Genomic DNA, 19954 nt, shown 5'->3' with positions numbered 1-19954 from the left:
CCACTCGACCCGGAGGAGCGACGTTGCCCTTCGACCACGACACCCGAACCGCCGGTGCAGCGCCGGCGCCGACCCCCGTCCCCGCCCCGCACGCCGCCCGCACCACGGGCGAGTTCGTGCAGGCGATGCGCTCCTACCGGAGCCGGGCGGGCAACCCCGGCTACGACGAGATGGAGCGCCGCTCCGGCGAAGTCTGCACCGCAGCGCGGTTCCAGCAGACCCTGGAGGGCGGCCGCGCGCCCACCGTCGCGCTCGTCGGAGCGTTCATCACCGCCTGCGGCGGCGATGCCGACGACTGCTCCGCCTGGACCAGCGCCCTGCGTGCGCTCCGGCTGCGCGCCTCCGCACGCGGCGACTCCGACAGCGGAGCCGCCCAGCACTGAACGCCGGCTGCGCCCGGTTCCGCTGCGCCACCGCCGCACCGGCGGCGGCCCCGGGGAGCCTGCGGGCCGGCCGGGACGGGACCAGCGCCCCGGCCCGGCCGGCCCGCTCGCTGCCGCTTCGGCCGGTCGGGCGGCGCCGTCAGCCGAGGCGGGTGATGCGGCCCTCGCCGCCCTCCGGATAGTCCGCGGCCGTGACGGTGCCGGAGAGGCCGTCGCGTAGGAACGCGGCCAGGGCCTCCTGATGCACCGTGCCGACCACGGTGAAGTCGGCGTCGCGGAAGGGGTACCGGTCCCCGCCGTTGGCGGAGAAGTCCACGGTCGCCACGGTGACCGGGCCGCCGTCCACCACCGAGCCGTCCTCGACCAGCACGGTGCCGTCGTCGAGCACCGCTTCCCGGACCCGCTCGCCGGGCGTGGCGATCTCGCCGTCCTCGGTCGTCTCCTGCGCCGTCCGCGCCGCGTCGTAGCTGAAGGTGACACCCGCGACCTGCGCGAACCGGCCGTCGGCCGACGGCATCGCCGACACCGCGTTCTCCAGCAGCTCCTTGATCTGGGTGCGCGGCAGCTCGGGAACGACCGCGACCTGGTTGGCGAACGGGACCACCGAGAAGGTGTCGAGTTCGCTGACCGTCCCGGCGGGCAGCACCGAGTCGTTGCGCAGCCCTCCGCCGTTCTGCAGCGCCAGCTGCGGCTCCGGCACCCCGTACTCCTCGGCCTTCTCCCGGCCTGCGGCGAGCAAAGCGTCGGCGACGAGGTTGCCCAGGTTGGTCTCCGCGCCGCGCACGCCGGCCCGGGTGCCGTCCAGGTCCACCTCGGACTCCGCGGCGGTCTCGCCGGCGAGGCCGTCCACATAGTCCCGGACCGGGGCCTGCACCTCTTCGGCCACCTGCGGGTCGGGATCGACGGCGTCGCCGCCGGTACCGGAGACCCGAACCGGGCCCGAGCCGTCCGCCACGCCGGAGACCCCGCCGCGCGCATCGAAGTCCACCACGAGCTGTCCGACGTACTTGTAGTCGGCGTTGGCCTGGACCACGGGCACCTCGGTGCCGGCGGCGTCCTCGGCCCACAGCGGGTAGTCCATCGGGGCACCGGTCTCCGGATCCTCGGTGACCTCGTCGCCCGGGACCAGCGGCGTGTCCGGACCGGCCTGCACCTCGCTGCCCCCGCCGGCGATGACCACGTCGACGCCCTCGACCTCGCCGACCAGCGCGCGCTCGTTGTTCAGGTCCTGCAGGTGCGCCAGCAGCACGACCTTGTCGACGCCGTCGTCGGCGAGGTCGTCCACCGCGCCCTGTACGGCGGCCGCGACCCCGGGGTCCACCGCCACGTTGCGCGGGCTGGACAGGTTCGGCAGGTCGGGCGTCAGCGCGCCCACGATCCCGATCTCCTCGCCGCCCTCCTCCAGCACGGCGCTCGGCGCGATCGTGCCCCGCTCCGCATGCGCGGCGAGCCGCTCCTCGCCGGAGACGTCCACGTTGCTGGCCACGAACGGCGCGGTGCCGCCGGCCGCGGTGTAGGCGTCGATGTAGTCGGCGTAGAAGTCGGGGCCGAAGTCGTACTCGTGGTTGCCCATCGCGATGGCGTCCCAATCGGCGGCCGCGGCCGCCTGCGCGTCGTAGAACGGCGCGTCCGCCTCGCGGCTCGCCGCGAGTTCGGGGCCGGCCAGGTACATGTCGCCGGAGGAGAGGGTGAGGACGCCGTCGCTGGTCGTCTCGGCCTCGCCGCGCAGCTGGTCGAGGAGCGCGGTGAACCGGGCGGCGCCGCCGTAGTCGGCGTCGGCCGGCGCGCCCAGCAGTGCCGACTCCAGGTCGTTGGCGTGCAGCAGGGTGAGGCGGTAGGCGACGCCCTGCACGGACGGGTCGGCTGCCGCGGGTGCGGCCGACGCGGTCAGGGCGGCCGCGGCGAGCAGTGCGCACGCCGCGGCCCCGCGGGGCCGCGCGAAGGAGCGGGGGGAGGGGGGATGGGCGGGCATGCTCTCGCCTTCCTCACGGGGGACTCTGGGAACGGGGTCCACGAGCACGGTCAGGGGCACACCCTAGGCTCCTCCCGACCAGTCCGGAAGAGCCGCCAGGGAGGCGCGCCATGACGCCCGAACAGTTCATCGATCCAGGCCGTGCTCGGTGGGTAACTGTCCTACTGCGCGTCGCCCTGGCACGCCCCTCGCGGCGTTCTCCTCAGTCGACAGGAAAACCCGCCCTGACTCCTTTGTCGGCCTTGCGATGAACGCACCAGGACACCGCTCGCTACGGACGCCACCCACCGAACACGACCTACCTGTGGTTCCCCGAAGCAGAGGAATCGGAGCCGTTCGGTCCGGGCACCCAGGTGTACAAGGCGGGCGGGCGCATCTTCGCGCTGCTGATGCCGGAGACCGGCGCGGCCCGGCGCGGATATCCCCCAAGTGCGAGCCGGGCCTCGCCCTGGAGCTGCGGGCGCAGTATCCGGCCGTCACGCCCGGCTACCACCTGGCCAAGCGGCACTGGAACACGGTGCTGCTCGACGGCTCAGTGCCCGACGACGAAATCGCGGAGATGGCCCGGCACTCCTACGAGCGGGTGATCGCCGGCCTGCGCCGCGCCGACCGGGACCGGCTGCGCGCCGTTCTCGGCGATGAGATGCCGCCGCTGCCGGGCGGCTGACGGGGCAGCGCGTCCGGGACGGCGGCTGCTGCGTCCCTGCCGCCCGTCCCGGACCGGCGCCGGCGTCCTCAGCGGAACCGACGCCGCGGCGGGCGCGGCAGCCGGACGGCGACGCCCGGTGCCCAGTCGCGGTCCAGAACCGTGCGCACCGCGGCCGTGCACGCCGCACCCGGCGCCCCGGCCGGCAGCCCCAGCAGCTCCGACAGCAGCGCTGCCGGTCCCGGCCGCTCCGCGGGCGACTTGCGCAGGGCGGCCGCCACGAGCGGGTCCAGTGCGCCCGGCAGCCGGTCCACGTCCGGCGCTTCCCGGACCGTCCGGCGGGCCAGCTCGGCGGGCGCGGCGGCACCGAACGGGTCGCGGGCCGATCCTGCGTAGGCGACCAGAGCGCCCCAGAGGAACACGTCGGACGCCGCCGTGACCTCCCGGCCCCGGTGCTGTTCCGGGCTCATCCAGCCCGGCGTGCCCAGCGCATCCCGCGGCCCCGGCGCGGGCTCCTCCGCGGGTGCCGGAGCCGCGGCCAGCCCGCGGCCGCGCACCGCGCGGCGGTGCCGCCGCAGCCGCAGGTGGCGTGTCGCGTCCTCGCGGGCGCTGCGGTGCGCGATGCCGAAGTCGAGCAGGGTGGGCCCGCCCGGCGCGAGGACGACATTGCCCGGGTTGAGGTCGCGGTGCACCACCCCGGCCGCGTGCACCGCGCGCAGCGCCTCCGCGGTGCCCGCGGCAAGCCCGGTGAGGAGGGGGCGGCGCAGCCGGCCGCGACGTTCCACGTGCCGGCGCAGCGTCGGGCCCGGGACGAACTCGGTGGCCAGCCACGGGAGCTCCGCCTGCACGTCGGCCGCGGTGAACCGGGCGACGAAACGGCTGTTCACCCGGGCGAGCAGCCGGGCTTCGGCGGCGAACCGGCGGCGGAACTCCGCGTTCGCGGCGTGCTGCGGGTGCACCACCTTGACGGCGAGGTAGCCGCGCAGGCCGTCGCCTGCCGCGGCGTAGACGGTGCCCATGCCGCCGGCCCCTACCCGGCCGATCAGCCGGTAGCCGCCGACGGCGGCAGGATCCCCCGGTTGGAGGGGGCCGAGCCGCCGCGGGCCGCGCGGTTTCACCGCGTATAGCCCGCGGTGATCTCTGCGGCGAGCTCCAAGAGGCCGAGCACCGCCGGGGAGCGCAGGTGCTCGGGGTCCAGCGGGTCGCCGGAGGAGAAGTGCGGGTCGGCGGGCAGCTGGAACGCTGCCGCGCCGCGCTGGGCCAGCTGCGCCTGCAGGTCGTCGACCTCGGCGGAGGTGCCCGGCCCCGCGGACGGAGCCTGGTTGAGTACGAGCACGCACCTTTCGGCGAGCTCCTCCAGCCCCAGGTCGCGCACCTCGTCCAGGAGCGTCGCGGCGCGGCTCGCACCGTCCCGGTCGGCGCCGGCCACGACGATCAGCCGGGTGGCGCGCGCGAGGACGACGGGCAGTGCGGGCTGGCCCAGGTCGCAGCCGGCGTCGACGATCTGGACCGGGTAGTGCCGCTCGACGGCGTCGGAGATCCGCCGGAAACCGTCCAGCCCGATCGGCCGGTTGGCCGTGTCGAACGGCCGGGAGGCGAGGACGTCCAGGCCGCCGGTGGTCTGCGCGGTGAACCGGTTCATATCGGAGAACCGGACAGCCGCCTCGGGCGAGGCGATGAGGTCCTGGAGGGGCAGCTCGGCGTGCCACTTGAGCGGAACGCGGTCGGTCACCGGCGGCTTCTCCGCGTCGGCGTCCACCGCGATCGAGCGGTCGCCGCGGTGCACTGCCAGCATCGTGCCCAGCGCCAGCGCAACGGTGGTGGCGCCGACCCCCGGAACGGCGCCGACCACGGCGATGGACTGGTGCTCTTCGGCGGACGGTGCGCTGCGCACCGCGGCCGCCAGCTCCTGGCGGCGCTGCTCGGTCTTGGAGTCGCCCGGATTGACGCGGCCGCCGGTCACCGCGAATACGGCGCGGCGCCAGCCGCCGCGGGGCGCGGGGCGCTCCCGGCGGATGAGCGCGTCGGCGCTGAGCGGATCGGCGTTGAGCGGGTCGGCAGAGGACCCGTCAGACCGGTCGCCGCTGGACGCGGGCTCGGGGTGGGGGGAACGTACGGACACCGCTTGACCTTTTCGGGGGCTCGACTCGTGCGCGCAGGGCCTGTCGCACGGCATTTTACGCAGTGTCGCCGGAGTCTGCCTGTTCGGGGTTTTTCCGGTTGGCCGCCCGCGGCGCAGATACCGAGGTCAGCGGGGCCGGGGTGGCGCCGTCCCCAGGCTGGCGCGGGGCGCGGCGCCGTAGCGGATCCCGGCCCGCCGGCACATCGGGCAGCGCCTGCGGGTAGCCGGGCAGGTATGCGGGCGGGCGGCGGAGTCGGAGTGGTGGGCGGGGCGTGCGGCGGTCTCCATGGTGCGATCCTCCCCGGAGCCGCCGACACCCGCATGAGCCCGCGTACTCAGTCCAGCGGCAATCGGGTGCGGTGGTGGCGAACCGGCGGCGGCCGCGCTGCGTCGGAGGGGCCGGACGCCCCCGCACCGGGGGCATCCCCGCATGCAGAGAGAGCGAGGCGCCGTGTACTCACCGACCCCCGTGCCCTACGGGCCCCAGCAGGCCGACCCGCCCCCGCTGCCCGGCGAGGTCACGGCCGTGCGCGTGCTGATGGCCCTCGGCGGCCTCCTCGGTGTGCTCATCGGCCTCGGGGTCATCGCCGTCGCCCTGTTCGTCGTCGAAATGGAACCCGGAGCACCGGCGAGCGCCGCCGAGTGGCTCGAGTTCGCGGCCATGTTCTCTGAGGTCACCGGTATCCCCGCGGAGTACCTGGTGGCCGGGGCCGGCGCCATCGTCGGCGTCCCCCTGGTGACCGGGCTGATCTCGCTGGCCCTGGCCGCGCTCGCCGGCCGCCGCTCCCGCCTGTGGCTGTGGTCGGTGGTGGGGTTCCAGGTGCTGCTGGCCCTCGCCTACGCGGCCAACCTGCTCGTGCTCAACCTGCTCGCGGTCCTGCCGCTGTCCCTGTGCATCCTCAAGATCGGGCTCATGTGCAGCGGTCGGGCGCGGGCCTACTACCGGTCCTGAGCGCCCGGCCGCGCGGGCCGCGGCTCCTCGTCGCCGCGGACCGCCGCGGCCAGCAGGCAGAGCAGCGCTGCGAACCACAGGACGGCGCCCAGGCACAGCCGCGCCAGGTTGAGGACCTCCGCGGCCGAGCCGTCGCCGGCCAGGACCTCCTCCAGCGGCCGCGGCCCCGGCGGATCCAGCGGGAGCGCCCACCAGCCGAGCGCCATCGCGGCGTAGGCGGCCAGCAGGACTCCGCCGGCCGCGGCGGCGCGCCGCCGCGGACCCGCGCCGAGCGCGGCGAGGGCGATCGCGAGCCCGATGCAGCCGATGAGTGCGTCGAGGACGAGCCCGGGCGGCTGCGGAAGCCACTGCATGGGTGCCTCCGGAGGTCAGCGGGACGGTGGGCGGTCCGCGGCTCCCGGTGTGAGCGCGCGCCGTGCGGCAGCGGCCCCAAGCAGCGCGAAGGAGGAGACCGCCGCCGCGTGGCCGGCGGTCGTGGCGACGGTGCCGCCGGCGAAGAGCAGGACCAGGCCGCCGCCGAGCAGCAGCAGGCCCGCGGCGAACACCGCTCCCGCCGTCTGCGGGGGAGCGGAGCCGGCCAGCATGAGCGCCGCACCCCCGCCCAGCAGCAGGACGAGCGGAAACAGCGTGAACGCGCTCAGCATCGCCGCCCTCCGCTCCCCGCCCGCGGTGCGGCTCGGCTGCGGCGGGTGCCGCGGAGGAACGGGCGGCCGGCCCCGGGGGTGTGCGGCCGCGCACCCCCGCTGGATGCGTCTGGCGGGGCGGGCCGGCCGGTTGCCGGGGAAGGGGGCCGGACAGGATCGGGGGACTGCGGGGCGGGGGAAGTCCGGTGCCGCATGGGGGCGACGGTAATGCACCCGGCGGCGATCCGCGCCGGCGGCCGGTGTCCGCTTGCGGACGCCGGTGTTCAGCTGTGCGCGTCCACCACCGCCAGCCACGTGTCCGGCGGCAGCGTGTCCAGGTAGGCGGCGGCGCGGCGGCGGTAGGAGTCCGCCGCCGACCGCACCTCCGGCGGCGAGCCGACCCAGCCGGCGAACGGCTCGTCGATCCACTGCCCGTCCGCGGTGAGCAGGGCGGCGCCGGTCGTCGCCGCGAGCCGCCGGCGCGCCACGTAGGAGTGCAGGTCGGCACCTGGCGCGTCGAGCGCGAAATCCAGGACGTCGCTCAGCTCGGTGGGGTAGAGCTCGGCCACCAGCGGCTGGCTGCGGTAGTCGTCCTCGGCGCGCGGGCGGGGATAGTCCGGTGAGACGAGCCGGGCAAACGTGGACCAGCCCAGCGCCGGCGGGTGCCGCGCCGCGCACCGTTCGAACGCGTGCCAGGCCCGTGCCGCACCGGCGCCCGCGTCCGCGCGCATCGCAGCGAAGTCCAGGGCCCTCCGCCGTCCGCCGTCCGCGCGCGGGCCGTCCGGGCCCTCGGTGAGCCCCACCAGATCGTCCGGGTCGGCGCGGGGGTGCACCCGGAAGGCGCCGCTCCACCGCCCGCCGATGCACCAGTGGTCCCACCGCTCTTCGGGGTTATGCGTCGACGCGTGGTACGGCGCGCCCGCACCGTCGAACAGGATCGGCGGCTCACCCTCTGCCGGCGCGAACGCCGTGTTGTACACCTCGGCGACCTGCTCCCAGGTCAACTCCTCATCGGGGGTGTCCAGCCCGCAGTGCGCCCGCAGGTACTTCACCGCCCAGAAACCGCTCGGCCGCCCCTGGAACTCGGTGTAGTCGGGGTAGGGGTCGACGGAGCGCGCCGCGTCGAACGGCGCCAGCGCGGCGCTGAGCGCGGCGGGGTCGAACGGGCCGGTGCGTGTGCCGCCGCTGTGCAGTGCGACGACCACCTGGGTGTGGACCATCGGTGAGCCTGTCTGCGTGCTGGTCGGTCACGGCCGAGGGTAACCGTGCACTGCGCCGTCGCGCGGCAGCGCGGCCGGTGGTCGGCGCGATGCCCCGACACGTCCCGGAGCGGGCTTTTCCTCCCGTGCGGGTCCGCGTAGGTTCGATGGAGGCGGCACCGGCACCGGGGGCGGTGCGGGATCTTCGGCGGGCGCGGCACGGGGCGCGCGTCCCGGTGCGCCGCCGATCGGTCGGGATTCGGGGATCGGCGGAGGGGGCGGAGCCGATGGCGGTGCTGCCGGTGCGCGGGGAAAGCGGAGCAGAGCCGGAGCGCCCCGTGTTCGACCCCGCCCTGCCCGCGTACGCCGCCGAGGAGCTCTCCCGCGCGCCCGAGCTGCTCCTGCCCGCCGGCGCCGATCCCGGCGACCCCGAGCACATGCCGCGTGCAGAGCGCGTCCGGCGCGCGGCGATGGCCGCGGCCGCCGCGGCGGCCGCCCTGCTCTGCGTCGCCGTCAGTGTGCTGACCGCCCCTGACCTGCTCCTGGTCCTCGCGGCGTCGGCGATCGCCGCGTGCAGCGTGTACGGCCTCGCCCGCGGCGCTGGGCACATGGTGTTGAACAGCGTGGTCGCGGTGCCCCTGCTGATCCTGTTCTACCTGCGCTCCGGCCCCGGTGCGCTCGCCGTCATCGCGGCGCTCACCGCCCTCGTCCTGGGCTGGCAGGCCGCCCAGCGGCGGCTCGCCGGCGACGACCCGCACCGGGCGGCGGCCCGCTATCACGGGCGCTACGTCCGCCCCGGCGACCTCGCGCCCGCCGACCGCGAGCTGGTGCGCCGTGCCCAGGGCGCCGAGCGGGAGCTGGCCGGTGCCGCCGCAGCGGGGGGCGGGTTCGCCGCCTGGCCGGGGCCGGCTCCGACGGCCTGCCTCCGCCTGGTGCGCGACCGGACGTGGCGGATGGCGCGCTCGCTCAGCGACAACCGGGCGCCGGGTGCCCGCCCGCTCCGCGTCGTCACCGGCGAGGCGCGCCGCCGGACCGCTGACATCGAGGAGCTGGCCCGGGCGGTCGCGGCCCGGGAGGCCGGCCCCGCGGCCCGCGCCTACCGCGCACTGGCTGAGCCCTACCGGTACTGAGCGGTGCGGGCCGCAGGGCCGCTGGCACCGGGAGCGCCGGGCGCGGGGTCAGCGGACGACGGCGTAGCCGGGGATCGAGGGCCAGCGCACGGTGAGGACGGTCGAATCCGCCTCGGCGATCCAGGAGTGGTCCGTGCCCCGGCCCCACACGGCGTAGTCGCCCTGGTCGGCGAGGAGGACATCGCGCTCTCCGGCGGCAGTGCGGAACCGCAGCCGGAACCGCCCGGAGATGAGTATGAGCAGGGCGGTGCGCTGTTCCCCGACCGCCCACTCGGCCCGCTCCTCGCCCGCCGGATGCACGCCCCATTTGATCTCGACGTCGGCGCTGTGCCGGGCGTCGCCTGCGGGGCGGAAGTGGCCGAGTAGCCAGCCGCGGTCAAGTGCGCCGTCGGCGCCGGCACTGCCGACGTAGATGTCCGGGACGTGTGCTGCGCGGTCGGCGGAGCCGTTCGGTGTGGTCACGGCGGCGAGGCTACTGCTTGCGGGATGCGCGGTGCCTGGCCGTGCTGCCGAAAGCGGGTGGAGGCGATTCAGGCGGCTGCCCTTCTGGGGCAATGGGGTACTGCGTGCCCCCCTCTCTCCCTTTTCTTCCGTGTTTCTTACCCGAGGTAGTATTTCTGCGATGCTGTGAACAGTGCACCGAACGCCGGGTCCGTGCCGAAGTGTTCGAATTCAAGAAGGTGCTTTGTCCGGAGGATCAGAAATACCGGGAAAATTCGTTCCTCCGACCAAATGCGCCGCACGGGATCTCGCCTACGGTGGGGAGCGGCGGACGCCTGGGCACGGATCCCCTCCCCGTGTCCGGAGAGCACCGTCCGCACCCGGGGCCGTATCCGACCCCCCTCCCGGGTACGGCCCCGGATCTCCTGCCAGGGCGGCCCGGGCCGGCACGGCTCCCGGGGCGCTTTCGCACGGAAAAGCGGTCTGCAAACCCGGAAATCCCGTGCAATTGCGGAATAGGGTTCCCGGTCTTGAGGGCCGTTCAGCCGGCGCCCGGGCAGCGGCCTCAGCTGTCGCGGGTGCGGTGCAGCAGCACCTTCTCGCACGTGACAGTGAGTCCGGAGGCGTCGCCGCCGAAGGTGAAGTCCAGCCGCAGCGAATCGCGGTCGTGCTCGGACTGGATTCCAGCGACCTCGGCTCCCGGCCACGGCGCAGGTGCGTCGTCGTAGAAGCTCAGGTCGGTGACGCCCTGCAGCACCAGTGTGTAGCCCACGGACGGCTCCGTGCCCGGGGCGGTGTGCAGCGACAGCGTGACGCTGTGCGCCGGCACGTCGATCCACGTACCCGTGAGTGCGCACCCCGTGAGGGCGTCGAGCGCCGACATGTCCACCCCTCTCGGCAGCATCGCCTTCCGGCGCGGCAGTACGCCGGGATTGCCGGGCCGATCCCAGCGTGCCCGCGCCGGGCGGCCGCCACACGGCCGCGGCCGGTTCCGGCAGGGCCGTGCGCACCGCATGCGTCCGTCCGGTCCCGGGCGTGCGGTTCCGTCCTGTTCCGCCCCGGGATCTGCCGCCCGGCCAGCGGGGGATGGGGGACGGCCGAAACCGCCGGGCCGGACGGGCGCGGGCTGGAGTAGCGTTGGCGACCGTGGCCGGATTCCCTGGTGCGCCCGCCGTCGTGGTGGGCGCCGCACTCATCCGCGACGGGCACCTCCTCGCCGCGCAGCGCGCCGCGCCCGCGGCGCTGCGCGGACGGTGGGAGCTGCCCGGCGGCAAGGTCGACCCGGGCGAGAGCGATACCGCCGCGCTGGTCCGCGAATGCCGGGAGGAGCTCGGCGTCGAGGTGCGGCCGCTCCACCGGCTCGGCGGCGACGTCGCGTTCCCGCCGCGCGGCGACGGAACCCGCGCGGTGCTGCGCGTGTGGACCGCGGAGCTCCTCGGCGGCGAGCCGCGCCGCATCGAGCACCTGGCGCTGCGCTGGCTGGCGCCGGCCGAACTCGGCGCCGTCGACTGGCTCCCTGCCGACCTGCCGTTCATCGACGCGGTGCGACCGCACCTCAGCGCCGGCGCGCACCTGCCGCGCAGTTCCGAACCGGACCCGCGGTAGGGCGCGCCGCGGTATGGCGCCGGCGGCGCGCTGCGCGGCCGCGGTGGTGTGACGGCGGTGCCGGACCGGTGCCCACGCGTGGCGAACGGGGCGGGGCCGGTCCGGCGGGCCGTCACAGCAGGAGAACGGGCGGGTAACAGCCCGAGTTCCCCCGCGATTCCCGCGATTCCCGCGGGAGTTCCGGATCCCGCCGCCGGGGAGCCCCGGTGCGCTGGCGCGCCACAGGGCCCGGCGGCGGTGCTGCCTCGCACTCCGGGGCCCTTACTCCATGGCCTCGCCGAGGTCGCCGACGAAGTCGTCGAGCACCCACGGGATGCTGATGGCGTTGGGCGAGGAGATGGCCATCGCCCTGGTGGCGTCCTCGTAGGCCACATAGGAGCCGTCCTCGACCGCGCCGATCCCGGAGAACAGGGCGCTCTCCTCGGTGTCCTCGCGCGCTTCGGGCGTGTCGTACCACATCACGAGCATGTCGGTATCGACCTGTTCGGCCTTCTCCGCGCTCAGCGGCGCGTAGAAGGTGCCGCCCGGATTCTCCAGCTCGTCGATGAACGGGGCGCGGGTGAACCCGAGCTGGTCCATCAGGTCGGCGCGCGGGTCGCCCTCGGTGTAGAAGGCGTAGTCGGAGCTCTCCGGCATGAGCGCACCGACGGCGGCCGTCGCTCCGTCGAACTCCGGGTGCTCCTCGGCGGCTTCGGCGATGTCGGCCTCCACACCGGCGACTGCCTCGTCGGCCTCGTCTGCGCGCCCGAGGGCCTCGCCGATGGTGCGGGTGGCGTCCTTCCAGTCCGTCATCCAGGGCTGGTCCAGGTAGGCGATGGTCGGCGCGACCGCGGAGAGCTGCTCGTACTCGTTCTCCTCCAGGCCGGACTGCACGCCCAGGATGAGGTCGGGGTCCAGCGCCGCGATCTCCTCGACCGGGACGCCGTCGTCGGTGTTGAAGACCGCCGGCTTCTCGGCGCCGAGCTCCTCGATCCTCTCCAGGTCCCAGGGCAGATAGCCCTCGTCGTCGCCGCCCCAGGTGGACTCGGCCATGCCCACCGGCACGACCCCCAGGGCCAGCAGCGCGCCCTCGTCCGACCACCCGATGGTGACGACGCGCTCCGGTTCGGAGGTGATCTCGGTGCTGCCGTGGGCGTGCTCGATGGTGACCGGTGACCAGCCGCCGCCGGCGGGCTTGCCGGCGTCGGCCGCGCCGGAGGTGCAGGAGGTGAGCGCCAGCACGCCGGCGGAGGCGATGAGGCCGGCGCGCAGTGTGTGCGCGGCGGCGGAACGGCCAGGGGAGAACATGGCGACCTCGGTGGGGATCGGGATGCAGGGGGCCGGGGGGCAGCGGGGAAATGCCGGGGGGAGGAACAGGGCGTGCAGCCGGGGCGCCGGGAGCGGGGACGGCGAGAAAGTAAGGCTCGCCTATCCTAAGTCCACGCTGCTGCCGCGTGTCCAGTGGTCCCGGTCACGATCGCGTGTGCGCATAAACTGGTAGTCGGCCGCGGGTGTCGCGGTACTTCCCAGCAGATGAGATCGGGACCTTTCGCATGTCCAGCGCCACCACCGCCGAGGGCTCCGCGCGCCGCGCTGACCTCCGCAATGTCGCCATCGTCGCGCACGTCGACCACGGCAAGACCACGCTTGTCGACGCCATGCTGTGGCAGTCGGGGGCCTTCCGCGCCAACCAGGACGTCGACGAGCGCGTGATGGACTCCAACGACCTGGAGCGCGAGAAGGGGATCACGATCCTCGCGAAGAACACCGCGGTCCACTACACCTCGCCGGAGGGCGAGGACGTCGTCATCAACATCATCGACACGCCGGGCCACGCCGACTTCGGCGGCGAGGTCGAGCGCGGCCTGTCCATGGTCGACGGCGTCGTCCTGCTGGTCGACGCCAGCGAGGGCCCGCTCCCGCAGACCCGGTTCGTCCTGCGCAAGGCGCTGGAGGCCAAGCTCCCGGTCATCCTGTGCATCAACAAGGTGGACCGGCCGGACGCCCGGATCTCCCAGGTGGTCGACGACACCTACGAGCTCTTCATGGACCTCGGCGCCGACGAGGCCCAGATCGACTTCCCGATCGTCTACGCCTGCGCCCGCGACGGCAAGGCGTCGCTGGAGGCGCCGGCCAATGGAGACGTCCCGGACAACGACGACCTCACCCCGCTGTTCCGCACCCTGCTGGACACCGTCCCCGCGCCCGAGTACGCGCCCGGCTCCCCGCTGCAGGCGCACGTCACCAACCTCGACGCGTCCCCGTTCCTCGGCCGCCTCGCACTGTGCCGGGTACGCCAGGGCGAGATCACCAAGGGGCAGCAGGTCGCCTGGATCCGCACCGACGGCACCACCCAGCAGGTGAAGATCACCGAGCTGCTGATGACCGAGGCGCTGGAGCGCAAGCCGGCCGAGAAGGCCGGCCCCGGCGACATCATCGCGATCGCCGGCATCCCCGACATCATGATCGGCGAGACGCTCGCCGACGCGGAGGACCCGCGCCCGCTGCCGCTCATCACCGTCGACGAGCCCGCCATCTCGATGACCATCGGCACCAACACCTCTCCGCTCGTCGGCAAGGTGAAGGGCGCCAAGGTCACCGCCCGCCTGGTCAAGGACCGGCTCGACCGCGAACTCATCGGCAACGTCAGCCTGCGGGTGCTGCCCACCGAGCGTCCCGACGCCTGGGAGGTGCAGGGCCGCGGTGAGCTCGCGCTCGCCATCCTGGTCGAGCAGATGCGCCGCGAGGGCTACGAGATCACCGTCGGCAAGCCCCAGGTGGTCACCCGCGAGATCGGCGGAAAGCTGCACGAGCCCGTCGAGCGGCTCACCGTGGATGCGCCCGAGGAGCACCTGGGCGCCATCACCCAGCTGCTCAGCGTCCGCAAGGGCCGGATGGAGCAGATGAGCAACCACGGGACCGGGTGGATCCGGATGGACTGGCTCGTGCCCTCCCGCGGCCTCATCGGCTTCCGCACCGAGTTCCTCACCGAGACGCGCGGCACCGGCATCGCCCACCACGTGTTCGAGGGCTTCGAGCCGTGGTTCGGCGAGCTGCGCACCCGCGCCAACGGCTCGCTGGTGGCGGACCGCTCCGGCCAGGCGGTCGCGTTCGCCATGTTCAACCTGCAGGAGCGCGGCGTGCTCTTCCTGGAGCCCGGCACCGAGGTGTACGAGGGCATGATCGTCGGCGAGAACTCGCGCTCCGACGACATGGACGTCAACATCACCAAGGAGAAGAAGCTCACCAACATGCGCTCCTCCACCGGCGACGAGCTCGTGCGGCTCGTCCCGCCGCGCAAGCTCTCCCTGGAGCAGGCGCTGGAGTTCTGCCGCGAGGACGAGTGCGTCGAGGTGACCCCGGAGGCCGTGCGCATCCGCAAGGTCGTCCTCGACCACAAGGAGCGCGGCCGCATGGCGGCGCACAAGAAGCGCAGCCAGTCCTGACGCTGCGGCCGGGGCGCTGTGCTCCGGCCGTTCCTCCGCACTGCATGCGCCCGGGCGGCCGCCGCCCGGGCGCATTCATGTCCAGCGGCGGGCAGCCGCGCGGCAGGCGGACTCCCGCCGCGGCGCGGCCGGGGAGTACCGCGGCCTCGCCGGAGCCGTGCGGGTGCGGCGGGCGCCCCGGCATCTCTGCAGAGGATTCCACCTGGTGGCCGGGTCCGGACTCCCGACTCGGGACAAGCCGCCCCAATCGCCGCCGATGCATGGCGCGGGCCGCCCGGCGACTCTAGCCTGTGGAAGAGGGCTCCGGACGGACCGGCGGGCCGGGGCCGCCCCTCGCTTCCGGAGGACGCTGCCCATGCCAGTACCGCACGCCGTCGTGGTCGGCGGAGGCATCGGCGGCCTGGCCGCCGCCCTCGCTCTGGACCGGGTCGGCTGCGCGGTGAGCGTCTTCGAGAAGGCGCCGCTTCTCGACCCGGTCGACGCCGGGATTTCGCTGGCGCCCAACGCACTGCGCGCTCTGGACGCCCTCGACGCCGGAGAGGAGGTGCGCAAGCGCTCGGCGCCGCACGGCATCGCCGCCATCCGGCGCCGCAGCGGCCGCTGGCTGGTCCGCACCGGCCCGCACGAGACCCAGCAGCGCTTCGGCGACGCCGTCTGCGTGCTGCGCGTGTCCGACCTCATCGACGTTCTGCTGCGGCGGCTGCCCGAGGGCGCCCTGCACACCGGGTCCGCGGTGACCGCCGTCGACCCCGGCGGCACTCGGCAGCTGGCCCGCGTCTCCACCGAGACCGGCGACGTCACCGCCGACCTCGTCGTGGTCGCGGACGGGGCCCGCTCCACCGTCCGGTCCGAACTCTTCCTGGAGCACCCCGGCGCCGCCTACGCCGGGTACGCGGCGTGGCGCGCGGTCGTCCCGTGGGACCAGGCCGACCCGCTCGACTTCGGCGAGACGTGGGGCCAGGGCGGTGTGGCCGGCGTGCTGCCGCTCAGTGGCGACGAGGTCTACTGCTACGCCACCGGCAACGTCCCCGCCGGAGCCTCGCTGCCCGACGAGCGCACCGAGGTCGTCGGCCGGCTGGAGGACTGGCACGAGCCCCTCGCCGACCTGTTCGCCCGCGCCCTGCCGGAACGCGTCGTGCGCAACGACGTCTGGCACATCGACACGCCGCTGCCCGCCTACCACAAGGGACGCGTCGCCCTCCTCGGCGACGCGGCCCACGCCATGACGCCCTCCCTGGCCCAGGGCGCCTGCCAGGCAGTGGAGGACGCCGTCGTGCTCGCCCACCACGCCCGCGGCTCGATGGCCTACGTGCCGATCGCCGTGCAGTCCTACACGGCCGCCCGGCTCCCCCGTACCGCCGCCCTCGTCCAGCGCTCCGCTCAGCTGTCCGAGGCGGTCCAGAACGATTCGCCGGTACTGACGAACATCCGGGACACCGCAGCCCAACTCGTCGGGAAGGTCGCCCCCTGGCAGCTCGCACGGTACGCACGCCCCACCGGAAACTGGCGCCCCCCAGTGGCGCCCTGACGCCGGTCAGGCAGATCCGCCGCGGTGCGCGGCGCTGAGTACCCGCACTCAGGTGCCCGAGGGCCGCGGGTGGTGGTGTGGGGGGCATGGATGAGACGACGGAGCAGCGGGCGGCAGCACGGGCGGGGGATGCGGAGGGCACGGCGGAAGCCGGCACCGGGAACCGCTTCTGGTGGGCGGTGCCCGCGCTGGGCAGCGTGCTGTACCTTCCCGGGCTGCTGTTCATCGGAGTGGTGCTGTTCGGCGCCGGCATGGCCGCCGGCAACTGCGGTGACGTCAATCCCTGCCCCGAGTCCAAGGCGCAGGCCCGCCTCGGCGAATACTTCGCCCTCGCCTACCTGGCCTCCGGCCTGGGGCTGATCGGGGTGTGGCTGTTCCCCTCGCGGCGCGGGCTCGACGCGTACCGCTTCGGCCTGGTCTTTCTCTGGTGCATCCTCTGGCTGTTCGCTGTGGCGCTCCCGATGGGCGCCGACTGGCGGTCCTAGCTCAGATGCCGAAGGGCGCCGCGTAGCCGATGGTCCCGGCCGGCAGCGGGGCGCCGGTGAGCGAGAGGGCCATGAGGGCGTCGTCGGGGACGTCGATGGTGAGCCCGATGCCGTGGGCCGAGGCGCGGGAGAAGCCGAAGCGGGGGTAGTACTCAGGGTGGCCGAGAACGGTGACGAACTGCTCGCCCTGCTCGGCGGCGGCTGCCAGGACCGACCGGATCGAGGCCGACCCGGCGCCGGTGCGCTGGTAGGCGGGGAGCACGGAGCAGGGGGCCAGGCAGAGCGCGGGGACGTCGCCGATGTGGCAGCGGGTCAGCAGCGCGTGTCCCGCGACGGTTCCGTCTTCGGCCTCGGCGACGTGCGACAGGCCGTCAATCCAGGACGGGTCGGCGCGCAGTGCATCAACCAGGTCGGCCTCCTCCGCGCGGTCGAACGCGGCGAGGACGATCTCGCGCACGGTGCCGGCCTCTCCCGCCGCCTCGGGGCGCGCGGTCCAGGCCGGAGTGGTCGCTGAGGACATGGCTGATCCTTTTCGAGTGAAGACGGAGCTCCGGGACACCGGCCCGGGGTGCAGAGGGGACCGGCGCACCGCGCCCCTCACGCGAACCCCCTCACCCTAGAGGCCCGGCGGGCGGCCGTCCTCCGGTTTTTCCGGGGCGGCCGCCCGCCGGGCAGGCGCGCATGCGGACCGGTCAGCCGGCGCTGTCGCCCGGGCGGGTGTTGGGCACGCGCGGGGTGTCAGCGCCGGGGCGCAGGCCGATCTTGGTGCCGAGCCAGACCAGCGGGTCGTAGCGGCGGCCGGCCACCCGCTCCTTGAGCGGGATGAGCGCGTTGTCGGTGATCTTGATGCCCTCCGGGCAGACCTCGGTGCAGCACTTGGTGATGTTGCAGTAGCCGAGGCCGAACTCGTCCTGGGCGATCATCCGCCGGTCGGCGGTGTCCTCGGGGTGCATCTCCAGTTCGGCTGTGCGCATCAGGAACCGCGGGCCGGAGAAGTGCTCCTTGTTCTCCTCGTGGTCGCGGATCACGTGGCACACGTTGTTGCACAGGAAGCACTCGATGCACTTGCGGAACTCCTGCGAGCGCTCCACGTCCTCCTGCTGCATGCGGTAGCCGTCCGCAGGTGCGTCCGCTGCAGGGGTGAACGACGGGATCTCGCGGGCCTTGGCGTAGTTGTACGAGACGTCGCACACCAGGTCCCGGATGACGGGGAAGGTGCGCATCGGGGTGACGGTGATCGTCTCGTCCGGGTCGAACGTGCTCATCCGCGTCATGCAGGACAGCCGCGGGCGGCCGTTGATCTCCATCGAGCAGGATCCGCACTTGCCGGCCTTGCAGTTCCACCGCACCGCGAGGTCGGGCGCCTGGGTGGCCTGCAGCCGGTGCAGGATGTCCAGCACGACCTCGCCCTCGTCGACCTCGACCTCGTAGTCGGCCAGGGCGCCGTCCTCGCCGCCGCCGCGCCACACGCGGAACGCGCGCTTCGTGGTCATAGCTCCTCCTCGGGGGTGGGCTGCTCCGCGCCGCCCGCGGGCAGCTCCTCGGGGGTCAGGTACTTGGCGAGCTCGCCGGGGTCGAAGAGCGCCAGCAGGTCGTCCCGCAGCGGGTCCAGCGGCTGCCGGCGCAGCCGCACGCTGCCCGAGCCGGTCAGCGAGGCGATCAGGTTGACCCGCCGCCACTCGGCCGACATGCCCGGATGGTCGTCCCGGGTGTGCCCGCCGCGGGACTCGGTCCGCTCCAGCGCGGCACGGGCAACCGCCTCCGAGACAAGCAGCATGTTCGGCAGGTCGAGGGCCAGGTGCCAGCCGGGGTTGTAGACGCGGCCGCCGGTGGCGCGCACCGCGGCGACCCGGTCGGCCAGTTTGTCCAGGGATTCCAGCGCCTGCTCGATCTCCGGCGCCCGCCGGATGATGCCGACCAGGTCGTTCATCGTCTGCTGCAGCTCCTGGTGGAGCGCGTAGGGGTCGTCGCCGTCGGTCCGCTCCAGCGGCTCCGACTGCCGCGCCAGTGCCGCGGCGGTCTCCTCGGCGGCGGCTGCCGGCCGTTCGGCGAGCGCGTCGACGTAGTCGGCCGCGCCGAGCCCGCAGCGGCGGCCGAACACCAGCAGGTCCGACAGCGAGTTCCCGCCGAGCCGGTTGGAGCCGTGCATCCCGCCGGACACCTCGCCGGCCGCGAACAGCCCGGGCACCAGCGCCGCACCGGTGTCGGCGTCGACCTCCACGCCGCCCATCACGTAGTGGCAGGTGGGGCCGACCTCCATCGGCTCGGCGGTGATGTCGACGTCGGCCAGTTCCTTGAACTGGTGGTGCATCGAGGGCAGCCGCCGCATGATCTCCTCGGCGGGCAGCCGGCTCGCGATGTCGAGGAAGACGCCGCCGTGCGGCGATCCCCGGCCCTCCTTCACCTCGTTGTTGATGGCGCGGGCGACCTCGTCCCGCGGGAGGAGCTCCGGCGGCCGGCGGTTGTTCGCCGGGTCGGTGTACCAGCCGTCGGCCTCTTCCTCGGTCTCGGCGTACTGGGCGGCGAACACCTCCGGGACGTAGCCGAACATGAACCGCTCGCCGTCGGCGTTGCGCAGCACGCCGCCGTCGCCGCGCACCGACTCGGTGACCAGGATGCCCTTCACCGACGGCGGCCAGACCATGCCGGTGGGGTGGAACTGGACGAACTCCATGTTGAGCAGTGAAGCGCCGGCCCGCAGCGCGAGCGCGTGGCCGTCGCCGGTGTACTCCCAGGAGTTCGAGGTGACCTTGAAGGACTTGCCGATGCCGCCGGTGGCCAGAACCACCGCGGGGGCGTCGAAGACCATCGGGGCGCCGGTGTCCCGGGAGTAGGCGGCCGCCCCGGCGATGCGGCGCGCTCCGGCTCCGCCGTCCGGTCCGCCCTCCAGGAGGAGCTCGGTCACGGTGGTCTCGGCGAACACGGCGAGCATCGCCTCGGGGTCGCCGTGCTCCTCGGCGTCGGCCTGCTGGAGCTGCACGATGCGCTGCTGCAGGGTGCGGATCAGCTCCAGGCCGGTGCGGTCGCCCACGTGCGCGAGCCGCGGGTACTCGTGGCCGCCGAAGTTGCGCTGGCTGATCCGGCCGTCGGGGGTCCGGTCGAACAGCGCTCCCCAGCGCTCGAGTTCGAGGATCCGCTCCGGCGCCTCCTGGGCGTGCAGCTCCGCCATGCGCGGATTGTTCAGGAACTTGCCGCCGCGCAGCGTGTCCCGGAAGTGCACCTGCCAGTCGTCGGAGCCGTTGACGTTGGCGAGCGCCGCCGCGGCGCCGCCCTCGGCCATCACGGTGTGCGCCTTGCCGAACAGCGACTTGGAGATGATCGCGGTGCGCTTGCCCTGCAGGCGCGCCTCGACGGCGGCCCGCAGGCCGGCGCCGCCCGCGCCGATCACCAGGACGTCGAAGGTGTGCCGTGTGGGGGTATCGCTCTGGTCGGACATGTAGTCA

Annotated in this window: 19 protein-coding genes and 1 pseudogene; 8 read left to right on the top strand and 12 right to left on the bottom strand. The window is 74.2% G+C overall.

Features of this window, described 5'->3' with window-relative positions:
- Positions 1–23 precede the first annotated feature (23 nt).
- The gene (locus ACYVGT_RS09190; RefSeq protein ID WP_460856042.1) at positions 24–383 is read left to right on the top strand and encodes a hypothetical protein; all 360 of its coding nucleotides are present in this window, start codon (positions 24–26) and stop codon (positions 381–383) included.
- A gap of 139 nt (positions 384–522) precedes the next feature.
- On the opposite strand, the gene ACYVGT_RS09185 is transcribed toward ACYVGT_RS09190, so the two are convergent.
- Positions 523–2355 carry a bifunctional metallophosphatase/5'-nucleotidase gene (locus ACYVGT_RS09185; protein WP_460856041.1) on the bottom strand — a complete coding sequence of 611 codons (1833 nt, stop codon included), beginning with the start codon at positions 2353–2355 and terminating at the stop codon, positions 523–525.
- A gap of 302 nt (positions 2356–2657) precedes the next feature.
- Here ACYVGT_RS09185 and ACYVGT_RS09180 point away from each other — a divergent pair.
- A pseudogene (locus ACYVGT_RS09180) lies at positions 2658–3022 on the top strand (MmcQ/YjbR family DNA-binding protein).
- 68 nt (positions 3023–3090) lie between these two features.
- On the opposite strand, the gene ACYVGT_RS09175 reads toward ACYVGT_RS09180, so the two are convergent.
- Both ACYVGT_RS09175 and ACYVGT_RS09170 read right to left on the bottom strand, forming a co-directional pair.
- Positions 3091–4119 (bottom strand): serine/threonine-protein kinase, encoded by a 1029-nt coding sequence (locus ACYVGT_RS09175; protein WP_460856040.1) that lies wholly within the window; start codon positions 4117–4119, stop codon positions 3091–3093.
- On the bottom strand, positions 4116–5123 hold the full coding sequence (locus ACYVGT_RS09170; protein ID WP_460856039.1) for a MinD/ParA family ATP-binding protein: 1008 nt from the start codon (positions 5121–5123) through the stop codon (positions 4116–4118). Before ACYVGT_RS09170 ends, ACYVGT_RS09175 begins: the two co-directional genes overlap by 4 nt.
- Before the next feature lie 451 nt (positions 5124–5574).
- On the opposite strand from ACYVGT_RS09170, the gene ACYVGT_RS09165 reads away from it, so the two are divergent.
- Positions 5575–6075, top strand: a complete 501-nt coding sequence (locus ACYVGT_RS09165) for a hypothetical protein (RefSeq protein ID WP_460856038.1) — start codon at positions 5575–5577, stop codon at positions 6073–6075.
- Here the strand turns inward: ACYVGT_RS09165 and ACYVGT_RS09160 are convergent.
- The 3 genes from ACYVGT_RS09160 to ACYVGT_RS09150 form a co-directional block, all read right to left on the bottom strand.
- Complete coding sequence (locus ACYVGT_RS09160) at positions 6063–6428, bottom strand: hypothetical protein (RefSeq protein ID WP_460856037.1); 366 nt, start codon at positions 6426–6428, stop codon at positions 6063–6065. The genes ACYVGT_RS09165 and ACYVGT_RS09160 overlap by 13 nt on opposite strands.
- Before the next feature lie 15 nt (positions 6429–6443).
- Positions 6444–6719 (bottom strand): hypothetical protein, encoded by a 276-nt coding sequence (locus ACYVGT_RS09155; protein ID WP_460856036.1) that lies wholly within the window; start codon positions 6717–6719, stop codon positions 6444–6446.
- Between the two features lie 263 nt (positions 6720–6982).
- Positions 6983–7918, bottom strand: a complete 936-nt coding sequence (locus ACYVGT_RS09150; protein WP_460856035.1) for a hypothetical protein — start codon at positions 7916–7918, stop codon at positions 6983–6985.
- A 266-nt stretch (positions 7919–8184) separates the two neighbouring features.
- Here ACYVGT_RS09150 and ACYVGT_RS09145 point away from each other — a divergent pair, with 266 nt between their 5' ends.
- Entirely contained in the window at positions 8185–9027 is an 843-nt protein-coding gene (locus ACYVGT_RS09145) for a hypothetical protein (RefSeq protein WP_460856034.1), read from the top strand.
- A gap of 48 nt (positions 9028–9075) precedes the next feature.
- Here the strand turns inward: ACYVGT_RS09145 and ACYVGT_RS09140 are convergent, their stop codons facing one another.
- Both ACYVGT_RS09140 and ACYVGT_RS09135 read right to left on the bottom strand, forming a co-directional pair.
- Positions 9076–9489 carry a signal peptidase I gene (locus ACYVGT_RS09140; RefSeq protein WP_460856033.1) on the bottom strand — a complete coding sequence of 138 codons (414 nt, stop codon included), beginning with the start codon at positions 9487–9489 and terminating at the stop codon, positions 9076–9078.
- 544 nt (positions 9490–10033) lie between these two features.
- The gene (locus ACYVGT_RS09135; RefSeq protein WP_460856032.1) at positions 10034–10351 is read right to left on the bottom strand and encodes a hypothetical protein; all 318 of its coding nucleotides are present in this window, start codon (positions 10349–10351) and stop codon (positions 10034–10036) included.
- Between the two features lie 263 nt (positions 10352–10614).
- On the opposite strand from ACYVGT_RS09135, the gene ACYVGT_RS09130 reads away from it, so the two are divergent.
- Complete coding sequence (locus tag ACYVGT_RS09130; protein ID WP_460856031.1) at positions 10615–11073, top strand: (deoxy)nucleoside triphosphate pyrophosphohydrolase; 459 nt, start codon at positions 10615–10617, stop codon at positions 11071–11073.
- 261 nt (positions 11074–11334) lie between these two features.
- Here the strand turns inward: ACYVGT_RS09130 and ACYVGT_RS09125 are convergent, their stop codons facing one another.
- A complete protein-coding gene (locus ACYVGT_RS09125; protein ID WP_460856030.1) occupies positions 11335–12360 on the bottom strand; it encodes an iron-siderophore ABC transporter substrate-binding protein in 1026 nt (341 codons plus the stop codon).
- A 245-nt stretch (positions 12361–12605) separates the two neighbouring features.
- On the opposite strand from ACYVGT_RS09125, the gene typA reads away from it, so the two are divergent.
- The 3 genes from typA to ACYVGT_RS09110 all read left to right on the top strand — a co-directional run bounded on the left by typA (position 12606) and on the right by ACYVGT_RS09110 (position 16511).
- Positions 12606–14498: a translational GTPase TypA gene (typA, locus tag ACYVGT_RS09120; protein ID WP_460856029.1), complete on the top strand. Its 1893-nt coding sequence runs from the start codon at positions 12606–12608 to the stop codon at positions 14496–14498.
- A gap of 355 nt (positions 14499–14853) precedes the next feature.
- Entirely contained in the window at positions 14854–16026 is a 1173-nt protein-coding gene (locus ACYVGT_RS09115) for an FAD-dependent monooxygenase (RefSeq protein ID WP_460856028.1), read from the top strand.
- An 86-nt stretch (positions 16027–16112) separates the two neighbouring features.
- Complete coding sequence (locus ACYVGT_RS09110; RefSeq protein ID WP_460856027.1) at positions 16113–16511, top strand: hypothetical protein; 399 nt, start codon at positions 16113–16115, stop codon at positions 16509–16511.
- A 1-nt stretch (position 16512) separates the two neighbouring features.
- Here the strand turns inward: ACYVGT_RS09110 and ACYVGT_RS09105 are convergent, their stop codons facing one another.
- From ACYVGT_RS09105 to ACYVGT_RS09095, 3 genes are all read right to left on the bottom strand, one after another.
- The gene (locus ACYVGT_RS09105; protein WP_460856026.1) at positions 16513–17031 is read right to left on the bottom strand and encodes a GNAT family N-acetyltransferase; all 519 of its coding nucleotides are present in this window, start codon (positions 17029–17031) and stop codon (positions 16513–16515) included.
- A 172-nt stretch (positions 17032–17203) separates the two neighbouring features.
- Positions 17204–18004 (bottom strand): succinate dehydrogenase/fumarate reductase iron-sulfur subunit, encoded by an 801-nt coding sequence (locus ACYVGT_RS09100; RefSeq protein WP_460856025.1) that lies wholly within the window; start codon positions 18002–18004, stop codon positions 17204–17206.
- Positions 18001–19947 (bottom strand): fumarate reductase/succinate dehydrogenase flavoprotein subunit, encoded by a 1947-nt coding sequence (locus ACYVGT_RS09095; protein ID WP_460856024.1) that lies wholly within the window; start codon positions 19945–19947, stop codon positions 18001–18003. Before ACYVGT_RS09095 ends, ACYVGT_RS09100 begins: the two co-directional genes overlap by 4 nt.
- Positions 19948–19954: the final 7 nt, after the last annotated feature.

This window comes from Nocardiopsis coralliicola (assembly GCF_054779695.1).
Note: the sequence above shows the minus strand (reverse complement) of the source record. Positions and strands in the feature narration are given on the sequence as shown.

What these genes read in the sequence shown, in the direction of transcription:
- ACYVGT_RS09185 (WP_460856041.1), bottom strand. Translation starts at nt 2,355, where the DNA reads ATGCCCGCCCATCCCCCCTCCCCCCGCTCCTTCGCGCGGCCCCGCGGG.
- ACYVGT_RS09160 (WP_460856037.1), bottom strand. Translation starts at nt 6,428, where the DNA reads ATGCAGTGGCTTCCGCAGCCGCCCGGGCTCGTCCTCGACGCACTCATC.
- ACYVGT_RS09155 (WP_460856036.1), bottom strand. Translation starts at nt 6,719, where the DNA reads ATGCTGAGCGCGTTCACGCTGTTTCCGCTCGTCCTGCTGCTGGGCGGG.
- ACYVGT_RS09150 (WP_460856035.1), bottom strand. Translation starts at nt 7,918, where the DNA reads ATGGTCCACACCCAGGTGGTCGTCGCACTGCACAGCGGCGGCACACGC.
- ACYVGT_RS09145 (WP_460856034.1), top strand. Translation starts at nt 8,185, where the DNA reads ATGGCGGTGCTGCCGGTGCGCGGGGAAAGCGGAGCAGAGCCGGAGCGC.
- ACYVGT_RS09135 (WP_460856032.1), bottom strand. Translation starts at nt 10,351, where the DNA reads ATGTCGGCGCTCGACGCCCTCACGGGGTGCGCACTCACGGGTACGTGG.
- ACYVGT_RS09125 (WP_460856030.1), bottom strand. Translation starts at nt 12,360, where the DNA reads ATGTTCTCCCCTGGCCGTTCCGCCGCCGCGCACACACTGCGCGCCGGC.
- typA (WP_460856029.1), top strand. Translation starts at nt 12,606, where the DNA reads ATGTCCAGCGCCACCACCGCCGAGGGCTCCGCGCGCCGCGCTGACCTC.
- ACYVGT_RS09115 (WP_460856028.1), top strand. Translation starts at nt 14,854, where the DNA reads ATGCCAGTACCGCACGCCGTCGTGGTCGGCGGAGGCATCGGCGGCCTG.
- ACYVGT_RS09110 (WP_460856027.1), top strand. Translation starts at nt 16,113, where the DNA reads ATGGATGAGACGACGGAGCAGCGGGCGGCAGCACGGGCGGGGGATGCG.
- ACYVGT_RS09105 (WP_460856026.1), bottom strand. Translation starts at nt 17,031, where the DNA reads ATGTCCTCAGCGACCACTCCGGCCTGGACCGCGCGCCCCGAGGCGGCG.
- ACYVGT_RS09100 (WP_460856025.1), bottom strand. Translation starts at nt 18,004, where the DNA reads ATGACCACGAAGCGCGCGTTCCGCGTGTGGCGCGGCGGCGGCGAGGAC.
- ACYVGT_RS09095 (WP_460856024.1), bottom strand. Translation starts at nt 19,947, where the DNA reads ATGTCCGACCAGAGCGATACCCCCACACGGCACACCTTCGACGTCCTG.